Genomic DNA, 20,069 nt, shown 5'->3' with positions numbered 1-20,069 from the left:
AGAAACGCATGACGACGTTGACAGAAGATGATGTACTTGAGCAACTGGACGCTCAGGATAATTTACTTTCGTTTATGGCAACCGCAAATGACATCCTGTTGCAGGCCATCAAAAATTTTCTGCCGTCATTATTCGTCAATAACGATGAAGAAATCGTCGAATATGCAGTGAAGCCGTTACTGGCTCAAAGCGGCCCGCTTGATGACATTGATGTGGCAATACGTTTGATTTATGCGTTGGGAAAAATGGATAAATGGCTGTATGCCGATGTGATTCACTTCTCTCAGTTTTATCAGTATTTACGTGAACAGCGTGAAATCCCCCGTTTTTCTGATGATATCACCTGGGATTTTATGAGTAATGTCAATAGCATAACGACGAATGCCACACTCTACAATTCGTTGAAATCAATGAAGTTTGCAGATTTCGCCATCTATTCAGAAATACGTTTTGTCACCATGATCAAAACCGGGCTGGCTTTAGCGGTAACGACGATATTAAGGGAATTAACACCGTGAAAATATCGCTCCAGATTAATGGGCTGATGACCGACGCCTGGTATGATGACGATGAAGTAGAAAATGTCCATAAACCGCTGTTACGGCATCTGGCAACATTAAACGCGAAAACACCTGAGCGCCGCACCGTTATTTTTCTGAGCGCCCCGCCAGGAACAGGAAAGTCAACGCTCACCACCTTCTGGGAATATCTGTCGCGTAACGATCCAGAATTACCGACGATCCAGACGCTGCCGATGGATGGCTTCCATCATTATAATCGCTGGCTGGATGAGCATGAACTGCGCGCCGCTAAAGGTGCGCCTGAAACCTTTAACGTTGAAAAACTGGCGAGTAATTTACGTCAGCTCCATGAACAGAATGCAACCTGGCCTCAATATGATCGCCAGCTGCATGACCCTGTCGAAAATGCCATTCAGGTGACGGCGCCTGTCGTTATTATTGAAGGAAACTGGCTGTTGTATAACGCGCCGTCCTGGCGCGAGCTACGGCAGTATTGCGATTATTCACTGTTTATCCGCGCGCCTGCCGATGTGCTGCGCGGACGTTTAATCGCACGTAAACAGGCAGGAGGACTGAGCGAAGAGCAGGCGCAGATATTTTTTGACCGTACCGACGGGCCTAACGTTTGTCGGGTGCTGGAAAACAGCTTACCTGCGAGTCTTACGTTAGAGATGACGGCAAAGGGTGAGTATCGTCTTGCGCAGGCGTTGCCTGACGAGCCTCAGTAATGGCCCCGTTATGCAGACGAACCACCCTGGAAAAATGGCGCTGCGTAAAGGCGGCGTCATGACTGATCGCCACCACGCTGGTTCCCCGTTGTCGGCAAACCGCGAGCCAGTTTTCAAAGATTGCCAGCCAGTGGGCGTCAAAATCCCGGCTGGGTTCATCAAGCATCAGAATTGCTGGTCTCATGACGTCAAGACTGGCAACGGCGACCATACGGCGTTGCGCCGTATGAAGATCTAACGGATGCATATCCGCGACCTCTTCCAGAGCGCATAATTTCAGCGCCGTAGCGGTGCGTTGCGCAATTTCGGTCGGCGGCAACTTTTGTAGCCGCAAGCCAAAAGCGACCTCTTCGGCGACATTACTGTGAAAAAGCTGGTTTTCCGCTTCCTGAAACAGCACGCCGAGAATCTGCGCGCGTTCGCGGTTTTTGCGTTGCGCAATCGGCGTTCCCTGAAGCAGCACGTCGCCGGATGACGGAGTGAGTAAGCCAGCCATGATGCGCAGAAGCGTCGATTTCCCCGCGCCGTTATCACCGGTCAGCGCCAGCCATTCCCCTGCGTTCAGCGCCAGTGAGATATCGTGAAGGCAGGGAGTAGCGACGCCCGGCCAGCGAAAAGTCACCTGTTCTAGCGTCAGCATCGTAAAGATAATCCTTCGTTGTGCAACTGCCATGTGCGATCGCAATAGGCGAGAAAGGGGGCGGGGTCACGCTCAAAAAGAATGATTAACGCCTGTTGCGTATGCGCCCAGTCCTGTAAACGCGTCAGCAGCAGCGCCGTGGCCTGAGCTGTTAAACGGCTGAACGCTTCATCAAGAATCAACAGTTTCGGCTGCATAGCGAGTGCACTGGCAATCACCACGCGCTGAGTTTCCCCGCCGGAGAGCGTACCCGGGTGGCGATGACGCAATGGCTGGCATTCCGTCAGCGAGAGCGCGGCATCAACGCGACGCAGGATCTCCGCTTCTCTGAGCGCAAGGTTTTCCGGGCCGAACGCGATCTCTTCCTCTACGCTGAAGGTACAGCCGGAAAGTTGCAGCCAGGGCGACTGCTGGACAAGCTGGATGGTTTGCGCGTGTTCCGCCAGGGAGCGCTGCCCTATGGGCGTGCATAACAGTTCGCCTTTGCCGTCGATCGCGCCGGGAAGAAAATCGGGAAACCAGCCCGCCATTAACTGCGCCAGCGTACTTTTTCCGCTGCCGTTATTGCCAAAAATCGCCACGATACCGGGCGTGTCGTAATGAAAATCGAAGCACAGCGGGGCGCGCGTCGCATGTGTCGGGTGATAACGGAACTGCTCTAGCGTAACCATATCCACACTCCGGTTTCGACCAGCATCGCCAGTATCATGCTGTAGCGTGCGACCCGTTGCCGGGCGCTGTCCTCCGGCGCCCACAATGTGGTGCGACGGCGATGTAAACGAAACGCCCGCATATCCAATGCCGCGCCGCGAACCGCCAGATCGTTGAGCGCATTGTGCGTTAACGGAACGATAAGCGCAGGCATGGCGCGAAGTCGCTGATACCAACGTTCGTCCAGCGGCACGCCGCGGGCGCGCTGGGCTTCATGAATGATCGACAGCTGGCGTTTTAGCTGTTCGACAACCAGTAGTGGGCCGGCAAACAGGTAGGCGATGCCCGGCGGCAGGCGTGAGGCGAACAGGGCGCGAATAAACTGGCGAACCGGCACGTACTGCATCCACAACTGTGAGGTGGAGACTATCGCCAGAATCCGTAGCCAGAGCGTGACGGCGTGTTGCCAGCGTTGCGGATCGCGCGGCTGGCCGCTGATCCACTCGGTCAGCCAGCCTCCGTGTACCAGCCATAGGCCGAACCCCAGAGAAAACATCAGCCACGCGACATATTTCGCCCGCGGGCGCGTGGCGCTTATCCCCAGTAAACAGAGAAACGTCGCCGCGCTGTACAGCGTGAGCGCCATGCCGGCAGGAAGCAGCAGCGTGGTGCAGGCGGCCAGCGCCCAGAGCGTTAACGAGGTAAAAGGGTGCATTAGCGCACGGGCGACATCGTTGGGAAATGGCGCGTGGTGCGTAATGGCAACTGGCGCAACAGCACCCAGACGATAATCGCGGTCAGGATTTTATCGACCAGATTCGCCCCCAGGACGGTAATCGCAACGGACTCCACCAGGTTCTGACCGACAGAGTGCATCCAGGCGACAAACAGGTCGGCGCCGCTTCCGGTCACACCGCCAAACAGCGTGGTTCGCAGCGGCACGGCGACAACTGTGACCGCCAGCGTAATCACCACGCCGCTGGCCACCACTTTTGGCAGGGTGCGAAACCATCCGGCACGCGCCAGCCAACCGGCGACCAGACCAATCACCATCGCGACCGGCGCAAAGGCGGCGGCGATGGGATCGGTTAATAATCCCCAGAGTACGTTGGTGAGCAACCCGGTTAACATGCCGACAATCGGGCCGAGCAGGACGGCGCTGATCAACGTCCCGATGGAGTCGAGGAAAACCGGTAACTTCAACATGCTGATGAGCTGTCCGCCGATCATATTGATGGCGATAGCAATCACGATCAAAGCCAGGGACTGGCTGGAAAACTGGCGACGCGCCATAGAAAACCTCTTACTGAGTGAAACGTTAACGGGGTGAGATAACCAGTTCTTCATAACCGGAAACAGCGCAGGGCTGGCGGCTAAACGCCAGCGCGTTAAGCTCTCCGATGACTAGCTCAAGCGTGGTGCGAACGGTACAGCCTGCCATCATATGGCCGCCCAGCATTGCGCCTTTTGGGTCGGAAACAGAGAGATGAAGGTGTTCGCCAGTGAGTTCCAGCGTGCCGTTCAGGGAGATGACCTCATACGTTCCGGTGAGCAGGGTGGTTTCCTCTTGCCCGGCGAATCGCAGCGCGACGTCAGTCAGGCTGCCGGTACACCCGGCTATCCACGCGGCGCGCAGTTGGTGCTGTTGGACGAACGCGTGTAGTTGTGAAAAAACTTCCTGGCCGGGAAGCAGGCGCAGCGCATAAAAGCGTGCGGCAGATGAGGGAACTGGCGGCATTGTCATGGTTTGGGGACTCCGAGACTCGGACGTAGCGCTGATAATATAGACGCTGGCTCACGTACTTCCTGATATAAATCAGGATTTGTGATGCGGCAACGAAAAGATATTGCTACGCTTATTCGCCATTCTGGAATATGGAATAAATCGGGCGCTGAAGGGGGCGAAAGTGTGATGCAGGTCAGATAACTGGCTTCTTTGACTGGACAATCATTCCTTTTATTCCTCGTTTCGCTTATTCTAGCTGAAGCGTTTCAGTCGATTAAATGTTCGACAAATAATCAATCAGTCGCAGTTTGCGACAGGTAAGGTTTTCCTCGACGATTTGCTGGATTACTCTGTCAGCCTCATCTGAATCGGGATAGCCTTGCAGGAGACCTATGACCGTACGCGTAGCGATTAATGGCTTTGGTCGCATCGGGCGTAACGTGGTTCGTGCTTTGTATGAATCAGGACGCCGGGCGGAAATCAGCGTGGTGGCAATCAACGAACTTGCGGATGCCGCGGGCATGGCGCATTTGTTGAAATATGACACCAGCCATGGACGTTTTGCATGGGATGTTCGCCAGGAGCGCGAGCAGCTCATCGTCGGCGACGACACGATTCGCATTTTGCACGAGCGAACGCTGGATGCGCTGCCCTGGCGCGAACTGAGTATTGATGTCGTGCTGGATTGCACGGGCGTGTACGGTAATCGTGAACACGGCGAGGCGCATCTTGCCGCTGGCGCGAAAAAAGTGCTCTTTTCACATCCCGGCAGCCACGATCTTGACGCCACCGTCGTGTTTGGCGTGAACCAGGAGCAATTGCGTGCGGAACACCGCATCGTATCGAATGCGTCCTGTACCACGAATTGCATCATCCCCGTCATTAAATTGTTAGATGATGCATACGGCATTGAGTCGGGAACCGTCACGACGATCCACTCCGCCATGCACGATCAGCAGGTGATCGACGCGTACCATTCCGATCTGCGACGCACCCGCGCCGCCAGCCAGTCGATTATTCCGGTTGATACCAAACTGGCGGCGGGCATTACGCGAATTTTCCCGCAGTTCAACGACCGTTTTGAGGCGATTGCGGTACGCGTACCGACCATAAATGTGACGGCGATCGACTTAAGCGTGACGGTGAAAAAGCCGGTAAAAGCCAATGAAGTCAACCAGTTGCTGCAAAAAGCAGCACATGGGGCATTTCATGGTATAGTTGACTATACGGAATTGCCGTTGGTCTCGATAGATTTCAACCACGACCCGCATAGCGCCATCGTTGATGGCACCCAGACACGGGTCAGTGGCGCCCACCTGATCAAGACATTGGTCTGGTGCGATAATGAATGGGGCTTTGCTAACCGAATGCTCGACACGACGTTAGCGATGGCCGCAGTTGGTTTCAAGTAGGACATTCCATGCGCAAAATCATTCAAAAGGATGAAGCGCATGACGTCTGCAAAACTTTATGAATCAATGAGAGGATTCACCATGTCTGTAATTAAGATGACCGATCTGGATCTTGCTGGTAAACGTGTTTTTATCCGTGCGGATCTGAACGTTCCAGTTAAAGAAGGGAAAGTAACCAGCGACGCGCGTATTCGCGCTTCTCTGCCGACCATCGAACTGGCCCTGAAACAGGGTGCGAAAGTGATGGTTACTTCCCACCTGGGTCGTCCTACCGAAGGCGAGTACAACGAAGAATTCTCTCTGCTGCCGGTTGTTAACTACCTGAAAGACAAACTGTCCAATCCGGTTCGCCTGGTAAAAGATTACCTGGACGGCGTTGAAGTGGCTGCCGGTGAACTGGTGGTTCTGGAAAACGTTCGCTTTAACAAAGGCGAGAAGAAAGACGACGAAGCCCTGTCTAAGAAATACGCTGCGCTGTGCGACGTATTCGTGATGGACGCTTTCGGTACCGCGCACCGCGCTCAGGCTTCTACCCACGGTATCGGTAAATTTGCCGACGTCGCTTGCGCAGGTCCGCTGCTGGCGGCAGAACTGGATGCGCTGGGTAAAGCGCTGAAAGAACCGGCTCGCCCGATGGTGGCTATCGTTGGCGGTTCTAAAGTGTCTACCAAACTGACCGTTCTGGACTCCCTGTCCAAAATCGCTGACCAGCTGATCGTTGGCGGCGGCATCGCAAACACCTTCGTTGCCGCTCAGGGCCACAATGTGGGCAAATCCCTGTACGAAGCTGACCTGGTTGACGAAGCGAAACGTCTGCTGACCACCTGTGATATCCCGGTTCCAACTGACGTACGCGTAGCAACCGAGTTCTCCGAAACCGCTACCGCGACCCTGAAATCTGTTAACGATATCAAAGACGACGAGCAGATTCTGGACCTGGGCGATACCTCCGCTGAGAAACTGGCTGACATCCTGAAGAATGCGAAAACTATTCTGTGGAACGGCCCGGTTGGCGTGTTCGAATTCCCGAACTTCCGTAAAGGCACCGAAATTGTTGCCAACGCGATCGCAGACAGCGAAGCGTTCTCTATCGCAGGCGGCGGCGACACTCTGGCGGCAATCGACCTGTTCGGCATTGCTGACAAAATCTCCTACATCTCCACTGGCGGTGGCGCATTCCTCGAATTCGTGGAAGGCAAAGTGCTGCCAGCAGTAGCAATGCTCGAAGAGCGCGCTAAGAAGTAATCGTTACGGGCAGGGATTCCTGCCCGTTGATTTATTGCCGTGCTGACATTCAGGGCGGCTCGTGTTTTTTCTAAGGCCCGACGATACAGGACAACGAAACATGTCTAAAATTTTTGATTTCGTAAAACCAGGCGTAATTACTGGTGATGACGTACAGAAAGTGTTCCAGGTAGCAAAAGAAAACAACTTTGCTCTGCCAGCAGTTAACTGCGTGGGCACCGATTCCATCAACGCCGTTCTGGAAACCGCTGCGAAAGTTAAAGCGCCGGTCATCGTCCAGTTCTCCAACGGTGGCGCTTCCTTTATCGCGGGTAAAGGCGTGAAAACCGACGTTCCTCAGGGCTCGGCAATCCTGGGCGCTATCTCTGGCGCGCATCACGTTCACCAGATGGCTGAACACTACGGTGTTCCGGTAATTCTGCACACCGACCACTGCGCGAAGAAACTGCTGCCGTGGATCGACGGTCTGCTGGACGCGGGTGAAAAACATTTCGCTGCGACCGGTAAGCCGCTGTTCTCTTCTCACATGATCGACCTGTCTGAAGAGTCTCTGGAAGAGAACATCGAAATCTGCTCCAAATACCTGGCGCGCATGGCCAAAATGGGCATGACTCTGGAAATCGAACTGGGTTGCACCGGTGGTGAAGAAGACGGCGTGGACAACAGCCACATGGACGCTTCTGCACTGTACACCCAGCCGGAAGACGTTGATTACGCGTACACTGAGCTGAGCAAAATCAGCCCGCGTTTCACCATCGCGGCTTCCTTCGGTAACGTACACGGTGTTTACAAACCGGGTAACGTGGTTCTGACCCCGACCATCCTGCGCGACTCTCAGGAATATGTTTCTAAGAAACACAACCTGCCGCACAACAGCCTGAACTTCGTATTCCACGGTGGTTCCGGTTCTACTGCTCAGGAAATCAAAGACTCCGTAAGCTACGGCGTAATCAAAATGAACATCGATACCGATACCCAATGGGCGACCTGGGAAGGTGTTCTGAAGTATTACAAAGATAACGAAGCGTATCTTCAGGGTCAGCTGGGCAACCCGAAAGGCGAAGATCAGCCGAACAAGAAATACTACGATCCGCGCGTATGGCTGCGTGCTGGCCAGACTTCCATGATCGCGCGTCTGGAACAGGCTTTCAAAGAACTGAACGCGATTGACGTTCTGTAATTCAGCCTGCTGATTGTAAAAATGGCTTCCTTCGGGAAGCCATTTTTTTTGCCGGATGGCGACTACGATTGGCAACCGTGCTTCCCGTAGGCCGGATAAGACGCTTTCGCGTCGCCATCCGGCAAAAAGAGGTTTACCGCGTCACACAGGTGCCTTTTTCCCCCGCCAGAATCTGTGGCGCATCTTTTAGCGCGCCGATAAACGCAGTGTTCCCGGTCTGTTTAACAAACTGCATCACCGCTGCGGCTTTGGGGCCCATCGCACCATCGGGGGCGGCGAACGGCGCCAGTTCTTCCTCCGTTGCATGGCGCAGCGCGCGCGCCTGTGGCGTTCCCCAGTTCTCATACACAGCGTCCGCATCCGTCAGGATCAACAGATGATCGGCGTGGAGAGACTGCGCCAGCACCGAGGCCGTTAAATCTTTATCAATGACCGCTTCGACTCCCTGGTATCCCTCGTCTTGTGCGATAACCGGAATGCCGCCGCCACCGCAGCAAATTACCGTATGTCCGGCATCTATCAACGTTTGTATTGCGTCACTGTCGAGAATTTTTAATGGCGTTGGAGAGGGAACAACCCGACGAATATAGTTGCCATCGGCTTTCATCTGCCAGCCGTAGCGCGCTTCCAGCTCCGCCTGCTGCGCCGGTTGATATACCGGGCCGATATACTTGCCGGGCGTTGCAAAGGCGTCATCCCGCGGATCGACCGCCACGCGGGTCATCAGCGTTGTGACGGGCGCGCCGCCGGTACATGACGCCAGTTCCTGAGCGATAGCAAAACCGATCATTCCCTGGCTTTCGGCGACCAGAATATCCAGCGGCCAGGCGGGGGAGTCTGTACAGGCCGCATTCTGTAACGCCAGCAGACCCACCTGCGGGCCGTTGCCGTGAACAATCACCAGTTGATAATCCCGGGCCAGTACGGATGCCATTCTGGCGAATATCTGAATGCTACGCTGCTGATTTTCCGCGCTAAGAATTTCTCCGCGCTGTAATAACGCATTGCCGCCAAGGGCAATGACGATTTTCTTTTTCATGATGACCTCATTGTGCGAAATATCTCGCGGTAAAAATATCGTCTTGTTATTTTCATAATGTGATGTAACCGACAGCTCATTTACCCACAAAAATATCTCGCTAATCCTTAGCGTTTTTATCTCTTTTATTTAAATTGTTTTAAAAATGATTATTAGACTTTTTTTAATAATGCAGCGGTCAGTTCCCAGGAATTTATAACAATGGATTTTGTGTGATTTTGTTCAAATGAAATGGATTTTTCCCCCGATAAGGTAGCCTCAGTTAAAACATCAAACCTCACGTATCATGTCAGATAGCATGAGGTGTTCAGCGGTAAATATTACCGGGAGATTGCTTATGTCTGGATCATATGAAGTGACTGAGGTCACGAATAAAAGAGGAATACCGGCCTGGTGGGTCACCGTTTTCCTGTTCTGGTTAGGGTGGATTTTTATGTACGCTGACCGCACGATACTCAATCCGGTAATGGGAGAACTGGAAAAAGAATTTGGCTTAAGTGGTACGCAATTAGGTATTCTTAATTCAGTTTTCTATTTTTCTTATGCTTTGCTTCAGGTTCCGGCAGGAATTCTGGGCGATAAGATTGGCAAAAAGAAAGTGCTGGTGCCGGGGTTTATTCTTTTTGGCGTATTCACCGCCGTCACCGGTTGGGCGAAAAGCTGGTATACGCTGCTGTTTGCCCGCGTGGTAACGGGAGCGGGAGAAGGGACTTACTATGGCCCGCAGTATGGCTTGTCTTCCGAGCAAATCCCCAAAAAATACCGCTCGCTGGGCAGCGCAATCATCAATAGCGGGATGGCCTTCGGTATTGCGCTGGGCCTGATGACCTCCAGTTGGCTGGTGTACGACCAGGGGTATTCGTGGCGTATGCCATTTTACGCGATGGCGATCCCCTCCGTGCTGGTTGGGATTGCGATCTGGTTGTTTGTGAAAGAGAAGAAGCGCACGGCTGAAGCCGATGGCAAACCGGTAAAAAAAGGGAATTTCAGCGACCTTCTGAAAAACCGTAATTTAATTATCACCTATATTATGGTGTTCTGTAGCCTGTTTGGTTTCTTCGTTATTCTGACCTGGCTTCCCTATTATCTGCAAAGTGAACGTGGCATCGCGGGCAGTGAAACCGGATTTATTTCTTCGCTGGTGGCGTGGATTTCAATTCCTGGCGCACTGTTATTCTCCAGCCTGTCTGACAAACTGGGTAAGCGTAAACCATTAATTATGTTCCTGGTGCCCGTTGCCATTCTCAGCATGCTGTCAATTATCTGGATGCCAAATATGACCGGCGTCATTATCGCTCTGTGCGTTTATGGCCTTGTCGGAAAACTGGCGCTGGACCCGGTGCTGGTCGCTCTGGTGGCGGATAGCGTCGATGAAAATAATTACAGCACGGCATTTGGCTTATTTAATTTCATCGGCATGAGTTCATCCATTCTGGCACCCATTATTGCAGGCGCGGCGCGTGATATCACCGGAAGTCTGGCTTCCAGTTTCTATGTTTCAGCCGCGCTGCTGGCTGTCGGTTTATTCGCCATGTTGTTTTTAAAAGAAAAACGCACATAAAGAGGTAGCGGTAATGATTTACGCCTTTATTAAAAAGGGAAGTTTTCAGGACTCCGTCAGCCTGATGATTATTTCCCGAAAACTCAGTGAACGCCCGGAAGTTGATCAGGTCTCGGTGATGATGGGCACGCCCGCGAATAAGTCAATGCTGGATTCAACCGGGTTCTGGCATGACGATTTTGCCGATGCCACGCCAAACGATATTTGCGTGGCGGTGCGAACCGAAGGCGAACAGCCCGGCATCCTGGATTTGATTCGTGAGCAACTGGAGAAAGAACTGAATGCGATGACGAATGCCTCGGGCAGCTCGCACCAGTTGATTAAAGCGCGCCGCTGGGAGAGCACATGTCAAAAATTACCCCAGGCCAATCTGCTGTTAGTTTCCGTTGCCGGGGAATATGCCGCATCGGTTGCCAGAGAGGGGCTGTTGGCGAATAAAAACGTGATGCTGTTTTCCGATAACGTGCCGCTGGAACAGGAAGTCGAGCTGAAAACAATGGCGCGCGAGCGGGGGCTGATTGTGATGGGGCCTGACTGCGGCACGGCGATGATTGCCGGAAGTCCGCTGGCGTTTGCCAACGTACTGCCTGAAGGCGGGATTGGCGTAATTGGCGCATCGGGGACGGGGATTCAGGAAGTGACGTCGCAGATTGCGCTGCATCAGCAGGGAATCAGCCATGCGATAGGTCTGGGCGGGCGCGACCTGAGCGCGGAAGTGGGCGGCATCAGCGCACTAACCGCGCTCGACATGCTGGCTGCGGATGACGCCACGCGGGTGATTGCTTTTGTCTCCAAACCGCCGTCGCCGCAGGTGCGAACCCGCATCATTGCGGCCATGCAAAACGTGGGGAAACCGGTGGTTGCGTTGTTCCTCGGGCGTCAACCGGAACAGCGCCGTGAAGGTAACGTCTGGCTGGCGAACTCCTTGTCAGATGCCGCCCAGTTGGCGGTGCTGCTGATGTGCGTGGCGCAACAGCGACGGATTCAGCCGGAAGTGGCAGGGAAAGGTATTTATGGCCTGTACGCCGGGGGCACGCTGGCAGCCGAAGCCGCCATGCTGCTCTCCGCCGGGCTGGGCGTCCCCGTCAGCGAAAGCCACGACCAGGGCGTGATGCTGGAGGCTGGCGGCCATCGCATTGTCGACCTTGGTGATGACAGTTACACCCTGGGCAGACCTCATCCGATGATTGATCCAACTACCCGCAGTATTGAAATTGAAAAACTGACCGCAATGCCGGCAGTGGGCGTGCTGCTGCTGGATGTGGTGCTGGGCTATGGCGCTTGTGCCGACCCGGCGGGAGCGGTCGTCGAGGCGATAGAGCAAGTGCGCGCCAAACGCGCCGCGCCGCTGGTGGTGATTGCCACCCTGACCGGTACTGATGCCGACCCGCAGGGGCGCAGCGGGCAGGCGGAAAAACTTCGCGAGGCCGGGATTGCGGTGGTGGAAACGCTGGAAGAAGCCGTCCTGCTCGCCATCAGTCTTACATGCCATCAGGAGTGCGGCATACCGCAAGCACATAGCGCGCTTCTTGATGGCGTGCAGGTCATCAACGCCGGGTTGCGCAGCTTCGCGCTGGATCTGCAAAGCAGCGGTACGCCGGTTGTGCATTATCAGTGGGCGCCCGTTGCCGGTGGCAACGCCCGTCTCGCCAGTCTACTCAAACAGTTACATTAAGTTCAGAGGTACGGATATGTATTCATCTATTGCACAGGCCAACGAAGCCATTATTGAACGAATCAAAACCGCGCGCCCATATTGGGTTGCGGTACGCCCGGCGAAAGACGCGGTGGACGAATTAGCGTCTGGACGTAAATTACTGCACGCCGGCCCGCCGATCGCCTGGGAAGAGATGACCGGCCCGATGCGCGGCGCCTGTATCGGCGCGTCGCTGTTTGAAGGCTGGGCGGCCAGCGAGGAAGAGGCCGTACGCATGCTGGAACAAGGTGAGGTGGCGTTTATTCCTTGTCATCATGTGGGCGCGGTGGGGCCGATGGGCGGTATCACCTCCGCCAGTATGCCGGTGCTGGTGGTGCGTGACGTGGTGCATGGCAACTTGTCCTGCTGCAACCTTAATGAAGGGATCGGCAAAGTGATGCGTTTCGGCGCTTACGGCGATGACGTCCAGAAACGCCTGCGCTGGATGCGTGATGTGCTGGCACCGGTGTTGCAGGAAGCGCTCTCGCGGATGGAAAACGGCGTCGATCTGACGGCGCTGATGGCGCAGGCGATCACTATGGGGGATGAGTTCCACCAGCGTAATATTGCCGCCTCTTCTTTGCTGCTGCGCACGTTGTCGCCGGTGATCGCCGGACTGGATCGTCCGAAGGCTGAAATCATTGACGTGCTGCAATTCCTCAGTGTCACCGACCAGTTCTTCCTCAACCTGGCGATGGCCTACAGTAAAGCGGTGATGGATGCGGCGGCGGAAATTAAAGCCGGATCGGTCGTTACGGCCATGACGCGTAACGGTCGCGACTTTGGTATTCGCGTAAGCGGCACCGGCGACCGTTGGTTTACCGCGCCGGTGAACACGCCGCAGGGGCTGTTTTTTACCGGTTACAGTCAGGCCGATGCGAACCCGGATATTGGCGACAGCGCCATCACGGAAACGCTGGGGATCGGCGGCGCGGCAATGATTGCCGCGCCTGGCGTAACGCGTTTTGTCGGCGCAGGCGGTATGGGGGCGGCGCTGGAAACGTCGGAAGAGATGGCCGAAATCTATCTGTCCAGCAATCCGCTGTTCCAGATTCCGTCCTGGGATTTTAGGGGTGCCTGCCTGGGGCTGGATATTCGCCGCGTTGTTGAAACGGGGATCACGCCGCTGATTAATACCGGTATTGCCCATCGTGAAGCGGGAATTGGGCAGGTGGGGGCGGGAACCGTACGCGCTCCGCTGCTTTGCTTTGAAAAAGCGCTGGAAGCGCTGGCGGAGTTGCATCACATCACGGCGTAATCGCTTTGCCCGGTGGCGCTACGCTTACCGGGCTTACGGTCTGGCAATGCTGTAAAGGCGTTTACGCCGCCATCCGGCATACTGGAGTGTACCGATGAGCATTATCAATCCCCTGGCCTGTGCCGGACTTTATCGACTTCCCGATGGTGAGTGGTCGTTACACAGCCGCTTCTCGCAGGCGATTAACTTTTGCCATTCCGGTGGCGAGCTGTTGACGCTGTTTCGCTATGGGAAAGGAATGGGGCCGACGGGCGTGTTACTGAGCACCGTGCAGTTTTCCCGCGTGGCCCATGTTGAACGACTCATCAAACTGGGGAACACCCTGTGGGGGCAGGGCACAATGCTTGACCCTCGTCGCATACTTCGTGTGTCGCTGAGTTCTGCTGCTGTCGCTCCTGTCGATCTCTCATTCTGTACGCAACGCAGCGGCTTCTCCGGGGCGCTAAATCAACCGCTGACGGCTCTGCCGCACTATCCTGAAATAATTAAGCAGCTTGCATGCTGGCATCATGGCATGATGCCGGACTGGCGCTGGCTTATCGGGTGCGGGCCAGGGCTGACGCCCAGCGGCGATGATATGCTGACGGGTATGCTTGCCGTGCTGCATGCCGCCGGGTTTTCTGCGCGGCTGGGGCATTTCTTACCTCCGGCGGATCAGCTTGCGCAACTTACAACGTCGGTAAGTTGCAGCTATCTGAACAGCGCCAGAATGGGTGAGTTTTCAATACCGGTGCTGAAGGTGATGCGCCGTTTACAGTCAGGGCGCGACCCGCAGTCCGCGATTCAGCGTTTGCTCGCGGTTGGACACACTTCAGGCGCCGATACATTACTGGGGATAGCAATAGCGCAACGGTGGTTACAGATGGTCGACTCAAGGGGAAGGCATGCTCGATCAGGAAACAATACGCACATTTATTCGGGTTGCGGAGACGGAGAGCTTTTCCCGCGCGGCCAGCTCGCTACATAAAACGCCAGCGGCGATCAGCTATCGCATAAAAACGCTGGAGGAGCAGGTGGGAACGCAGCTCTTTTTACGCACGACCCGATCGGTCAGCCTGACCCTTGCCGGGCAGCACCTGCTTGAGCATTGCCGCCAGTGGCTTAACTGGCTGGATGCAATGCCGGACGAGCTTCAGCAGATCAACGCAGGCGTTGAGCGGCAGGTAAATATTGTTATCAATAACCTGCTGTATCAGCCGCAGACCACGGCGGACTTACTGACGTGGTTACATCAACAGTTTCCGTTTACCCGTTTTCAAATTTCCCGTCAGGTCTACATGGGCGTGTGGGATTCGCTTTTGTATGACGACTTCCAGTTAGCGATTGGCGTAACGGGCTCGGAGTCGCTCTCCAATAACATCTCTCTGCTGCCGCTGGGGGATATCAGCTGGCAGTTTGTGGTGGCGCAGAGTCATCCTTTGGCGATCCATCCTGCACCGGTATTGTCTGACGATATGCTGCGCCGTTACCCCGCCATTAATATTGAAGATACTTCGCGAACGCTGACGCGCCGTGTTGCCTGGTTGCTGAGCGGACAAAAAGAGATCAAGGTTCCAGATCTCAGCACCAAGCTGGCCTGCCATTTAAGCGGCCTCGGCGTCGGTTTTTTACCGGAGCGATTGTGCCGTCCGTATGTCGAGTCCGGGGCGCTGGTTGCCCGCTCAGTGGTCAATCCACGCCAGCCTTCGCCGCTTTCTATCGCCTGGAAGAATGCGGGCAGCGGAAAAGTGGTGAGTGAAATCGCCGACGTATTTAAGCAGAAGAGTGCATTAGTGAGCGGATTTATCAGAATGGTCGATCGACCTGCGGAGTATTAACGCTGCGCGTTTCCTTGATGGGATCATGTTGAAAAATGGCATATTCGACTGTTTTTGTTTACCTTTAAAAGGTCGTTTTCGTGAGAATGATCTCATTTGCGTTTTTTTGATATGACCAAGGAATATTGAATGGAAGATTTGAATGTTGTCGACAGCATAAATGGTGCGGGCACCTGGCTGGTGCGCAACCAGGAGCTGCTGCTGAGTTATGCGGTTAACATCGTTGCGGCTATCGCTATCATCATCATCGGGATGATCGTGGCGCGTATTGTTTCCAATACCGTTAATCGCCTGATGCTGGCGCGCCATATTGATGCGACCGTGGCTGACTTCCTGTCTGCGCTGGTGCGTTACGGCATTATTGCCTTCACGCTGATTGCCGCGCTGGGGCGCGTTGGCGTACAAACGGCTTCCGTTATCGCTGTGTTGGGTGCCGCCGGTTTAGCGGTCGGTCTGGCCTTACAAGGCTCTTTGTCTAACCTCGCGGCAGGCGTACTGCTGGTGATGTTCCGTCCTTTCCGCGCGGGAGAATATGTCGATCTCGGCGGCGTCGCGGGTACGGTACTGAACGTACAAATTTTTTCGACCACCATGCGTACCGTGGACGGCAAAATTGTGGTGATCCCGAATGGCAAGATTATTGCCGGAAATATCATTAACTTTTCCCGTGAGCCGGTGCGTCGTAACGAATTTATCATTGGCGTGGCGTATGACTCTGATATCGACCAGGTGAAAAAAATCCTGACCGATATTATCCAGTCCGACGAGCGTATTCTGAAAGACCGTGAAATGACGGTGCGCCTGAATGAGCTGGGCGCCTCCTCCATTAATTTCGTGGTGCGTGCATGGAGTAAAAGCGGCGATCTGCAAAATGTTTATTGGGATGTGCTGGAACGCATTAAACGTGAGTTTGATGCCGCAGGCATTAGCTTCCCGTATCCGCAGATGGACGTGAATTTCAAACGAGTGAAAGAAAACGCGGAATAAGCCGTTTGCCGTTTCGCCCGGTGGCGCTGTCGCTTACCGGGCCTACAGGTTGTTTTGTAGGCCGGATAAGGCGTTAGCCGCCATCCGGCATTTCCTTCCCCCTTTATTAATTCCCCTAATCTGCGATTAAAATTATCAATTTCCGCTAATGATTCTCTCGCGCTATAGTCTGCGCTTAAGAGAAACAGTTCGGAATAATTATCGTGATATCTTATTATTTTCAAGGTCTTGCGCTTGGCGCGGCCATGATCCTGCCGCTTGGCCCGCAGAATGCGTTTGTGATGAATCAGGGGATTCGTCGGCAGTATCACATCATGATTGCGCTGCTTTGCGCGATCAGCGATTTAGTGCTTATCTGCGCAGGCATCTTTGGCGGCAGCGCATTGCTCATGCAGTCTCCCTGGCTGATGGCGTTAGTGACCTGGGGCGGTGTGGCGTTTTTATTGTGGTACGGCTTTGGCGCGTTAAAAACGGCAATGAGCAGCAACCTGGAACTGGCCAGCGCCGAGGTGATGAAGCAGGGGCGCTGGAAAATCATCGCCACGATGCTGGCGGTGACGTGGCTGAATCCGCACGTTTATCTGGACACTTTCGTGGTACTGGGTAGCCTGGGCGGTCAACTGGATATGGAGCCGAAGCGTTGGTTCGCTTTGGGAACCGTCAGCGCTTCTTTCCTGTGGTTCTTCGGTCTGGCGCTGCTGGCCGCCTGGCTGGCGCCGCGACTGCGTACCGCCAAAGCCCAGCGTATCATCAATACTCTGGTAGGGCTGGTGATGTGGTTTATCGCTTTTCAACTGGCAAAAGAAGGGGTTGCACACGTTCACGCATTGTTCAACTAAGCGTTGTCTGATGGACAACGCGCAGATACCCGCTAAGCTTGCCTGCATGCGCCCTGAGTTTCAGGGCGATTAACGTAACATGGAGGAGCGACAGTGAAGTTCAAAGTGATGGCCCTTGCGGCATTAGTCGGATTTAGCGCAATCCCGGTACAGGCAAATGAGTTGCCGAATGGACCGCACATCGTGACTTCCGGGACGGCAAGCGTGGATGCGACGCCTGACATCGCCACCCTGGCGATTGAAGTCAACGTGTCGGCAAAGGATGCCGCTTCCGCCAAGAAACAGGCCGATGAGCGTGTTGCGCAATACCTTTCTTTTCTTGAACAAAATCAGATTGCCAAGAAAGACATCAGCTCTGCAAACCTGCGCACTCAGCCGGACTATGACTACCAGAATGGTAAAAGTGTGCTGAAAGGCTACCGCGCGGTGCGAACCGTTGAAGTTACGCTGCGCCAGCTGGACAAACTCAACTCTCTGCTGGATGGCGCGCTGAAAGCGGGTCTGAATGAGATCCGGTCGGTGTCATTAGGCGTTGCGCAACCGGATGCCTATAAAGATAAAGCGCGTAAAGCGGCGATTGACGACGCGGTTCACCAGGCTGAGCAACTGGCAGCGGGCTTTAACAGCAAGCTGGGGCCGGTTTATAGCGTGCGTTACCACGTTTCTAATTATCAGCCGAGCCCGGTGGTGCGAATGATGAAAGCGGACGCGGCGCCTGCGGTGTCGGCCCAGGAAACCTATGAGCAGCCGACAATTCAGTTTGCTGATCAGGTCGATGTGGTGTTCCAGTTAGAACCAGCAGCAGAGACGAAAGCACAGTAAACGTTGTTGAAACGCCTTATCCGGCCTACGATGGTTTGTAGGCCCGGCAAGCGCAGCGCCTCGGGCAAATTGCCGGATGGCGGCGTAAACGCCTTATCCGGCCTACAAAATAACCTGTAGGCCTGATAAGCGTAGCGCCATCAGGCACGGCGCGTTAATCCTGCCTTAAAACCTTATGCCCATACTCCAGCAGCGCGTCAGTCACGTTGCGCATCATACGGCTTTCCGGCGCGAAACGGTGCCAGTAGAGCATCCGACGCTGGAACAGGCCAGGCGTTAAATCGATCAGCTCACCGCTCTCCAGCTCTTTCTCGATCTGCAAATGCGGGATCATACAGCAGGTGGTGCCCTGACGCGCGAGCTGTACGAAGGCTTCGGAAGAGTTAACGATATGGCATGGCACGCTGCCCGGCGGTAAATCGAAGTTCTGCTGTAAAAAGGCCTGGTGCATGTCGTCCAGATGGTCAAACGCCACTGCGGGCGCTTTCAGTAGCGCGGAACGGGTGACGCCGTTGGGGAAGTAGCGCTCGGCGAAGGGTTTTGATCCCACGAACAGATAGTCGAGCGCGCCAAGTTTGTCTACCAGGCAGCTTGGCAGCGCCTGGTGCTGAATACTCACCGCGCCAACCACTTCGCCGCGACGCAGACGTTCCTGGGTGCGGGTTTCATCTTCCACCTGCAAATTGAGGCGAATAGGCGAGTCGGCCAGAACCGGCGCCAGCGCCGGAAGCAGCCAGGTCGCCAGACTGTCGGCGTTGACCGCCAGCGACAGCAGCAGCGGCGTGGAGCCGGTTTGCTCATCGCCAAGCCACTCATCTTCCAGTAGCTCTACCTGACGCAGCAGCGCCAGCAATTTTTGTCCTTGTTCGGTAGGACGCGGCGGAACGGTACGTACCAGCAGCGGTTGCCCAAACATATTCTCAAGCTGTTTTATGCGTTGTGAGACAGCGGATTGTGTGATGCACAACTTCTGTGCGGCGCGTTCAAATCCCCGTTCACGAATCACCGCATCCAGCGCTTGTAGTGTTCTGTAGTCTGGACGTTTCATTGCTCTGAGGTACTCCTGAAATTTTTCTTATCCCGCACTATGACATAAATTTCACTCAGGTACAGACGAAATCCGCCGCTTGCGAGCGGGGCCGGAGGGATTTTTTCGTACAATGATCTATAATGCGCCTGAATTTTCACACCACAGGCGAAACGATCATGACGCAGGATGAACTGAAAAAAGCAGTAGGATGGGCGGCACTTCAGTATGTACAGCCCGGCACCATTGTGGGCGTAGGTACCGGTTCAACAGCCGCGCACTTTATTGATGCGCTGGGCACAATGAAAGGTCAGATTGAAGGGGCGGTGTCCAGCTCGGATGCATCTACTGAAAAACTCAAGAGCCTCGGCATTACCGTTTTCGATCTGAACGAAGTGGACAGCCTGGGCGTCTATGTTGATGGCGCGGATGAGATCAATGGCCACATGCAGATGATTAAAGGCGGCGGCGCGGCGCTGACGCGTGAGAAAATCATTGCTTCGGTGGCGAAGAAATTCATCTGCATCGCGGATGCCTCCAAAGAGGTCGATATTCTGGGTAAATTCCCGCTGCCGGTGGAAGTGATCCCGATGGCGCGCAGCGCTGTCGCACGCCAGTTAGTGAAGCTGGGCGGTCGTCCTGAGTACCGTCAGGGCGTAGTCACTGATAACGGCAATGTGATCCTCGACGTATACGGCATGGAAATTCTTGATCCGATCGCGATGGAAAACGCGATTAACGCCATTCCGGGCGTCGTGACCGTCGGCCTGTTCGCCAACCGTGGCGCGGATGTGGCGCTGATTGGTACGGCAGACGGCGTAAAAACTATCGTAAAATGATCTGGCGAGGGTGATTCATCCCGCGTTAAAAAAATTTGGCAGGGCAAATTTGGTGACTTGTGTCACGTTTTGGATGTTGCC

Annotated in this window: 21 protein-coding genes; 14 read left to right on the top strand and 7 right to left on the bottom strand. The window is 54.7% G+C overall.

The window, feature by feature from the left end; all coding sequences use genetic code 11:
• Window positions 1-8 precede the first annotated feature (8 nt).
• Both OGV50_RS00315 and OGV50_RS00310 read left to right on the top strand, forming a co-directional pair.
• Window positions 9-518 (top strand): MltR family transcriptional regulator, encoded by a 510-nt coding sequence (locus tag OGV50_RS00315; protein WP_047461374.1) that lies wholly within the window; start codon window positions 9-11, stop codon window positions 516-518.
• A complete protein-coding gene (locus tag OGV50_RS00310) occupies window positions 515-1,249 on the top strand; it encodes a nucleoside/nucleotide kinase family protein (RefSeq protein ID WP_047461376.1) in 735 nt (244 codons plus the stop codon). Before OGV50_RS00315 ends, OGV50_RS00310 begins: the two co-directional genes overlap by 4 nt.
• On the opposite strand, the gene OGV50_RS00305 is transcribed toward OGV50_RS00310, so the two are convergent.
• From OGV50_RS00305 to OGV50_RS00285, 5 genes are read right to left on the bottom strand one after another with little or no spacing between them, the layout of a single operon-like run.
• The gene (locus OGV50_RS00305) at window positions 1,182-1,889 is read right to left on the bottom strand and encodes an energy-coupling factor ABC transporter ATP-binding protein (protein WP_275376035.1); all 708 of its coding nucleotides are present in this window, start codon (window positions 1,887-1,889) and stop codon (window positions 1,182-1,184) included. The genes OGV50_RS00310 and OGV50_RS00305 overlap by 68 nt on opposite strands.
• Entirely contained in the window at window positions 1,883-2,560 is a 678-nt protein-coding gene (locus OGV50_RS00300) for an energy-coupling factor ABC transporter ATP-binding protein (RefSeq protein ID WP_286488211.1), read from the bottom strand. Before OGV50_RS00300 ends, OGV50_RS00305 begins: the two co-directional genes overlap by 7 nt.
• Window positions 2,548-3,255 (bottom strand): energy-coupling factor transporter transmembrane component T, encoded by a 708-nt coding sequence (locus OGV50_RS00295; protein ID WP_012135040.1) that lies wholly within the window; start codon window positions 3,253-3,255, stop codon window positions 2,548-2,550. Before OGV50_RS00295 ends, OGV50_RS00300 begins: the two co-directional genes overlap by 13 nt.
• Window positions 3,255-3,833: an ECF transporter S component gene (locus OGV50_RS00290; protein ID WP_012135039.1), complete on the bottom strand. Its 579-nt coding sequence runs from the start codon at window positions 3,831-3,833 to the stop codon at window positions 3,255-3,257. Before OGV50_RS00290 ends, OGV50_RS00295 begins: the two co-directional genes overlap by 1 nt.
• Before the next feature lie 25 nt (window positions 3,834-3,858).
• A complete protein-coding gene (locus OGV50_RS00285) occupies window positions 3,859-4,284 on the bottom strand; it encodes a PPC domain-containing DNA-binding protein (protein WP_012135038.1) in 426 nt (141 codons plus the stop codon).
• Between the two features lie 374 nt (window positions 4,285-4,658).
• Here OGV50_RS00285 and epd point away from each other — a divergent pair, with 374 nt between their 5' ends.
• The 3 genes from epd (at window position 4,659) to fbaA (ending at window position 8,103) form a co-directional block, all read left to right on the top strand.
• On the top strand, window positions 4,659-5,678 hold the full coding sequence (gene epd / locus OGV50_RS00280) for an erythrose-4-phosphate dehydrogenase (RefSeq protein ID WP_012135037.1): 1,020 nt from the start codon (window positions 4,659-4,661) through the stop codon (window positions 5,676-5,678).
• An 81-nt stretch (window positions 5,679-5,759) separates the two neighbouring features.
• Window positions 5,760-6,923, top strand: a complete 1,164-nt coding sequence (pgk, locus tag OGV50_RS00275) for a phosphoglycerate kinase (protein WP_024130932.1) — start codon at window positions 5,760-5,762, stop codon at window positions 6,921-6,923.
• Between the two features lie 100 nt (window positions 6,924-7,023).
• Entirely contained in the window at window positions 7,024-8,103 is a 1,080-nt protein-coding gene (gene fbaA / locus OGV50_RS00270; RefSeq protein WP_012135034.1) for a class II fructose-bisphosphate aldolase, read from the top strand.
• Between the two features lie 133 nt (window positions 8,104-8,236).
• Here fbaA and OGV50_RS00265 read toward each other — a convergent pair whose 3' ends face one another.
• Window positions 8,237-9,142 carry a carbamate kinase gene (locus OGV50_RS00265; protein WP_286488210.1) on the bottom strand — a complete coding sequence of 302 codons (906 nt, stop codon included), beginning with the start codon at window positions 9,140-9,142 and terminating at the stop codon, window positions 8,237-8,239.
• Window positions 9,143-9,479: 337 nt separating this feature from the next.
• Here OGV50_RS00265 and OGV50_RS00260 point away from each other — a divergent pair, with 337 nt between their 5' ends.
• The 8 genes from OGV50_RS00260 (at window position 9,480) to OGV50_RS00225 (ending at window position 18,122) form a co-directional block, all read left to right on the top strand.
• Window positions 9,480-10,703, top strand: coding sequence for an MFS transporter (locus tag OGV50_RS00260; protein ID WP_012135031.1), 1,224 nt, complete (start codon window positions 9,480-9,482; stop codon window positions 10,701-10,703).
• 13 nt (window positions 10,704-10,716) lie between these two features.
• The gene (locus OGV50_RS00255) at window positions 10,717-12,378 is read left to right on the top strand and encodes an acyl-CoA synthetase FdrA (RefSeq protein WP_200092696.1); all 1,662 of its coding nucleotides are present in this window, start codon (window positions 10,717-10,719) and stop codon (window positions 12,376-12,378) included.
• A 16-nt stretch (window positions 12,379-12,394) separates the two neighbouring features.
• Window positions 12,395-13,657, top strand: a complete 1,263-nt coding sequence (locus tag OGV50_RS00250; RefSeq protein WP_200092698.1) for a YlbE family protein — start codon at window positions 12,395-12,397, stop codon at window positions 13,655-13,657.
• A 94-nt stretch (window positions 13,658-13,751) separates the two neighbouring features.
• Window positions 13,752-14,624 (top strand): oxamate carbamoyltransferase subunit AllH family protein, encoded by an 873-nt coding sequence (locus OGV50_RS00245; protein WP_200092699.1) that lies wholly within the window; start codon window positions 13,752-13,754, stop codon window positions 14,622-14,624.
• Window positions 14,542-15,474, top strand: coding sequence for an HTH-type transcriptional activator AllS (gene allS, locus OGV50_RS00240; protein WP_199976966.1), 933 nt, complete (start codon window positions 14,542-14,544; stop codon window positions 15,472-15,474). Before OGV50_RS00245 ends, allS begins: the two co-directional genes overlap by 83 nt.
• 129 nt (window positions 15,475-15,603) lie before the next feature.
• A complete protein-coding gene (locus OGV50_RS00235) occupies window positions 15,604-16,461 on the top strand; it encodes a small-conductance mechanosensitive channel MscS (RefSeq protein ID WP_012135025.1) in 858 nt (285 codons plus the stop codon).
• A gap of 203 nt (window positions 16,462-16,664) precedes the next feature.
• Entirely contained in the window at window positions 16,665-17,300 is a 636-nt protein-coding gene (gene argO / locus OGV50_RS00230) for an arginine exporter ArgO (protein ID WP_058668062.1), read from the top strand.
• 93 nt (window positions 17,301-17,393) lie between these two features.
• Window positions 17,394-18,122: an oxidative stress defense protein gene (locus OGV50_RS00225; protein WP_012135022.1), complete on the top strand. Its 729-nt coding sequence runs from the start codon at window positions 17,394-17,396 to the stop codon at window positions 18,120-18,122.
• A gap of 154 nt (window positions 18,123-18,276) precedes the next feature.
• On the opposite strand, the gene argP is transcribed toward OGV50_RS00225, so the two are convergent.
• Complete coding sequence (gene argP, locus OGV50_RS00220; protein ID WP_012135021.1) at window positions 18,277-19,170, bottom strand: DNA-binding transcriptional regulator ArgP; 894 nt, start codon at window positions 19,168-19,170, stop codon at window positions 18,277-18,279.
• A gap of 158 nt (window positions 19,171-19,328) precedes the next feature.
• On the opposite strand from argP, the gene rpiA reads away from it, so the two are divergent.
• Window positions 19,329-19,988 carry a ribose-5-phosphate isomerase RpiA gene (rpiA, locus tag OGV50_RS00215; RefSeq protein ID WP_024130929.1) on the top strand — a complete coding sequence of 220 codons (660 nt, stop codon included), beginning with the start codon at window positions 19,329-19,331 and terminating at the stop codon, window positions 19,986-19,988.
• Window positions 19,989-20,069: the final 81 nt, after the last annotated feature.

It is taken from the genome of Citrobacter sp. CK180 (assembly GCF_030333655.1).
Lineage (GTDB): Bacteria > Pseudomonadota > Gammaproteobacteria > Enterobacterales > Enterobacteriaceae > Citrobacter_B > Citrobacter_B koseri.
Note: the sequence above shows the minus strand (reverse complement) of the source record. Positions and strands in the feature narration are given on the sequence as shown.

What these genes read in the sequence shown, in the direction of transcription:
- OGV50_RS00255 (WP_200092696.1), top strand. Translation starts at nt 10,717, where the DNA reads ATGATTTACGCCTTTATTAAAAAGGGAAGTTTTCAGGACTCCGTCAGC.
- epd (WP_012135037.1), top strand. Translation starts at nt 4,659, where the DNA reads ATGACCGTACGCGTAGCGATTAATGGCTTTGGTCGCATCGGGCGTAAC.
- rpiA (WP_024130929.1), top strand. Translation starts at nt 19,329, where the DNA reads ATGACGCAGGATGAACTGAAAAAAGCAGTAGGATGGGCGGCACTTCAG.
- OGV50_RS00315 (WP_047461374.1), top strand. Translation starts at nt 9, where the DNA reads ATGACGACGTTGACAGAAGATGATGTACTTGAGCAACTGGACGCTCAG.
- argP (WP_012135021.1), bottom strand. Translation starts at nt 19,170, where the DNA reads ATGAAACGTCCAGACTACAGAACACTACAAGCGCTGGATGCGGTGATT.
- OGV50_RS00285 (WP_012135038.1), bottom strand. Translation starts at nt 4,284, where the DNA reads ATGACAATGCCGCCAGTTCCCTCATCTGCCGCACGCTTTTATGCGCTG.
- OGV50_RS00305 (WP_275376035.1), bottom strand. Translation starts at nt 1,889, where the DNA reads ATGCTGACGCTAGAACAGGTGACTTTTCGCTGGCCGGGCGTCGCTACT.
- OGV50_RS00295 (WP_012135040.1), bottom strand. Translation starts at nt 3,255, where the DNA reads ATGCACCCTTTTACCTCGTTAACGCTCTGGGCGCTGGCCGCCTGCACC.
- fbaA (WP_012135034.1), top strand. Translation starts at nt 7,024, where the DNA reads ATGTCTAAAATTTTTGATTTCGTAAAACCAGGCGTAATTACTGGTGAT.
- OGV50_RS00235 (WP_012135025.1), top strand. Translation starts at nt 15,604, where the DNA reads ATGGAAGATTTGAATGTTGTCGACAGCATAAATGGTGCGGGCACCTGG.
- OGV50_RS00300 (WP_286488211.1), bottom strand. Translation starts at nt 2,560, where the DNA reads ATGGTTACGCTAGAGCAGTTCCGTTATCACCCGACACATGCGACGCGC.
- OGV50_RS00265 (WP_286488210.1), bottom strand. Translation starts at nt 9,142, where the DNA reads ATGAAAAAGAAAATCGTCATTGCCCTTGGCGGCAATGCGTTATTACAG.
- allS (WP_199976966.1), top strand. Translation starts at nt 14,542, where the DNA reads ATGCTCGATCAGGAAACAATACGCACATTTATTCGGGTTGCGGAGACG.
- OGV50_RS00250 (WP_200092698.1), top strand. Translation starts at nt 12,395, where the DNA reads ATGTATTCATCTATTGCACAGGCCAACGAAGCCATTATTGAACGAATC.
- OGV50_RS00245 (WP_200092699.1), top strand. Translation starts at nt 13,752, where the DNA reads ATGAGCATTATCAATCCCCTGGCCTGTGCCGGACTTTATCGACTTCCC.
- pgk (WP_024130932.1), top strand. Translation starts at nt 5,760, where the DNA reads ATGTCTGTAATTAAGATGACCGATCTGGATCTTGCTGGTAAACGTGTT.
- OGV50_RS00290 (WP_012135039.1), bottom strand. Translation starts at nt 3,833, where the DNA reads ATGGCGCGTCGCCAGTTTTCCAGCCAGTCCCTGGCTTTGATCGTGATT.
- OGV50_RS00260 (WP_012135031.1), top strand. Translation starts at nt 9,480, where the DNA reads ATGTCTGGATCATATGAAGTGACTGAGGTCACGAATAAAAGAGGAATA.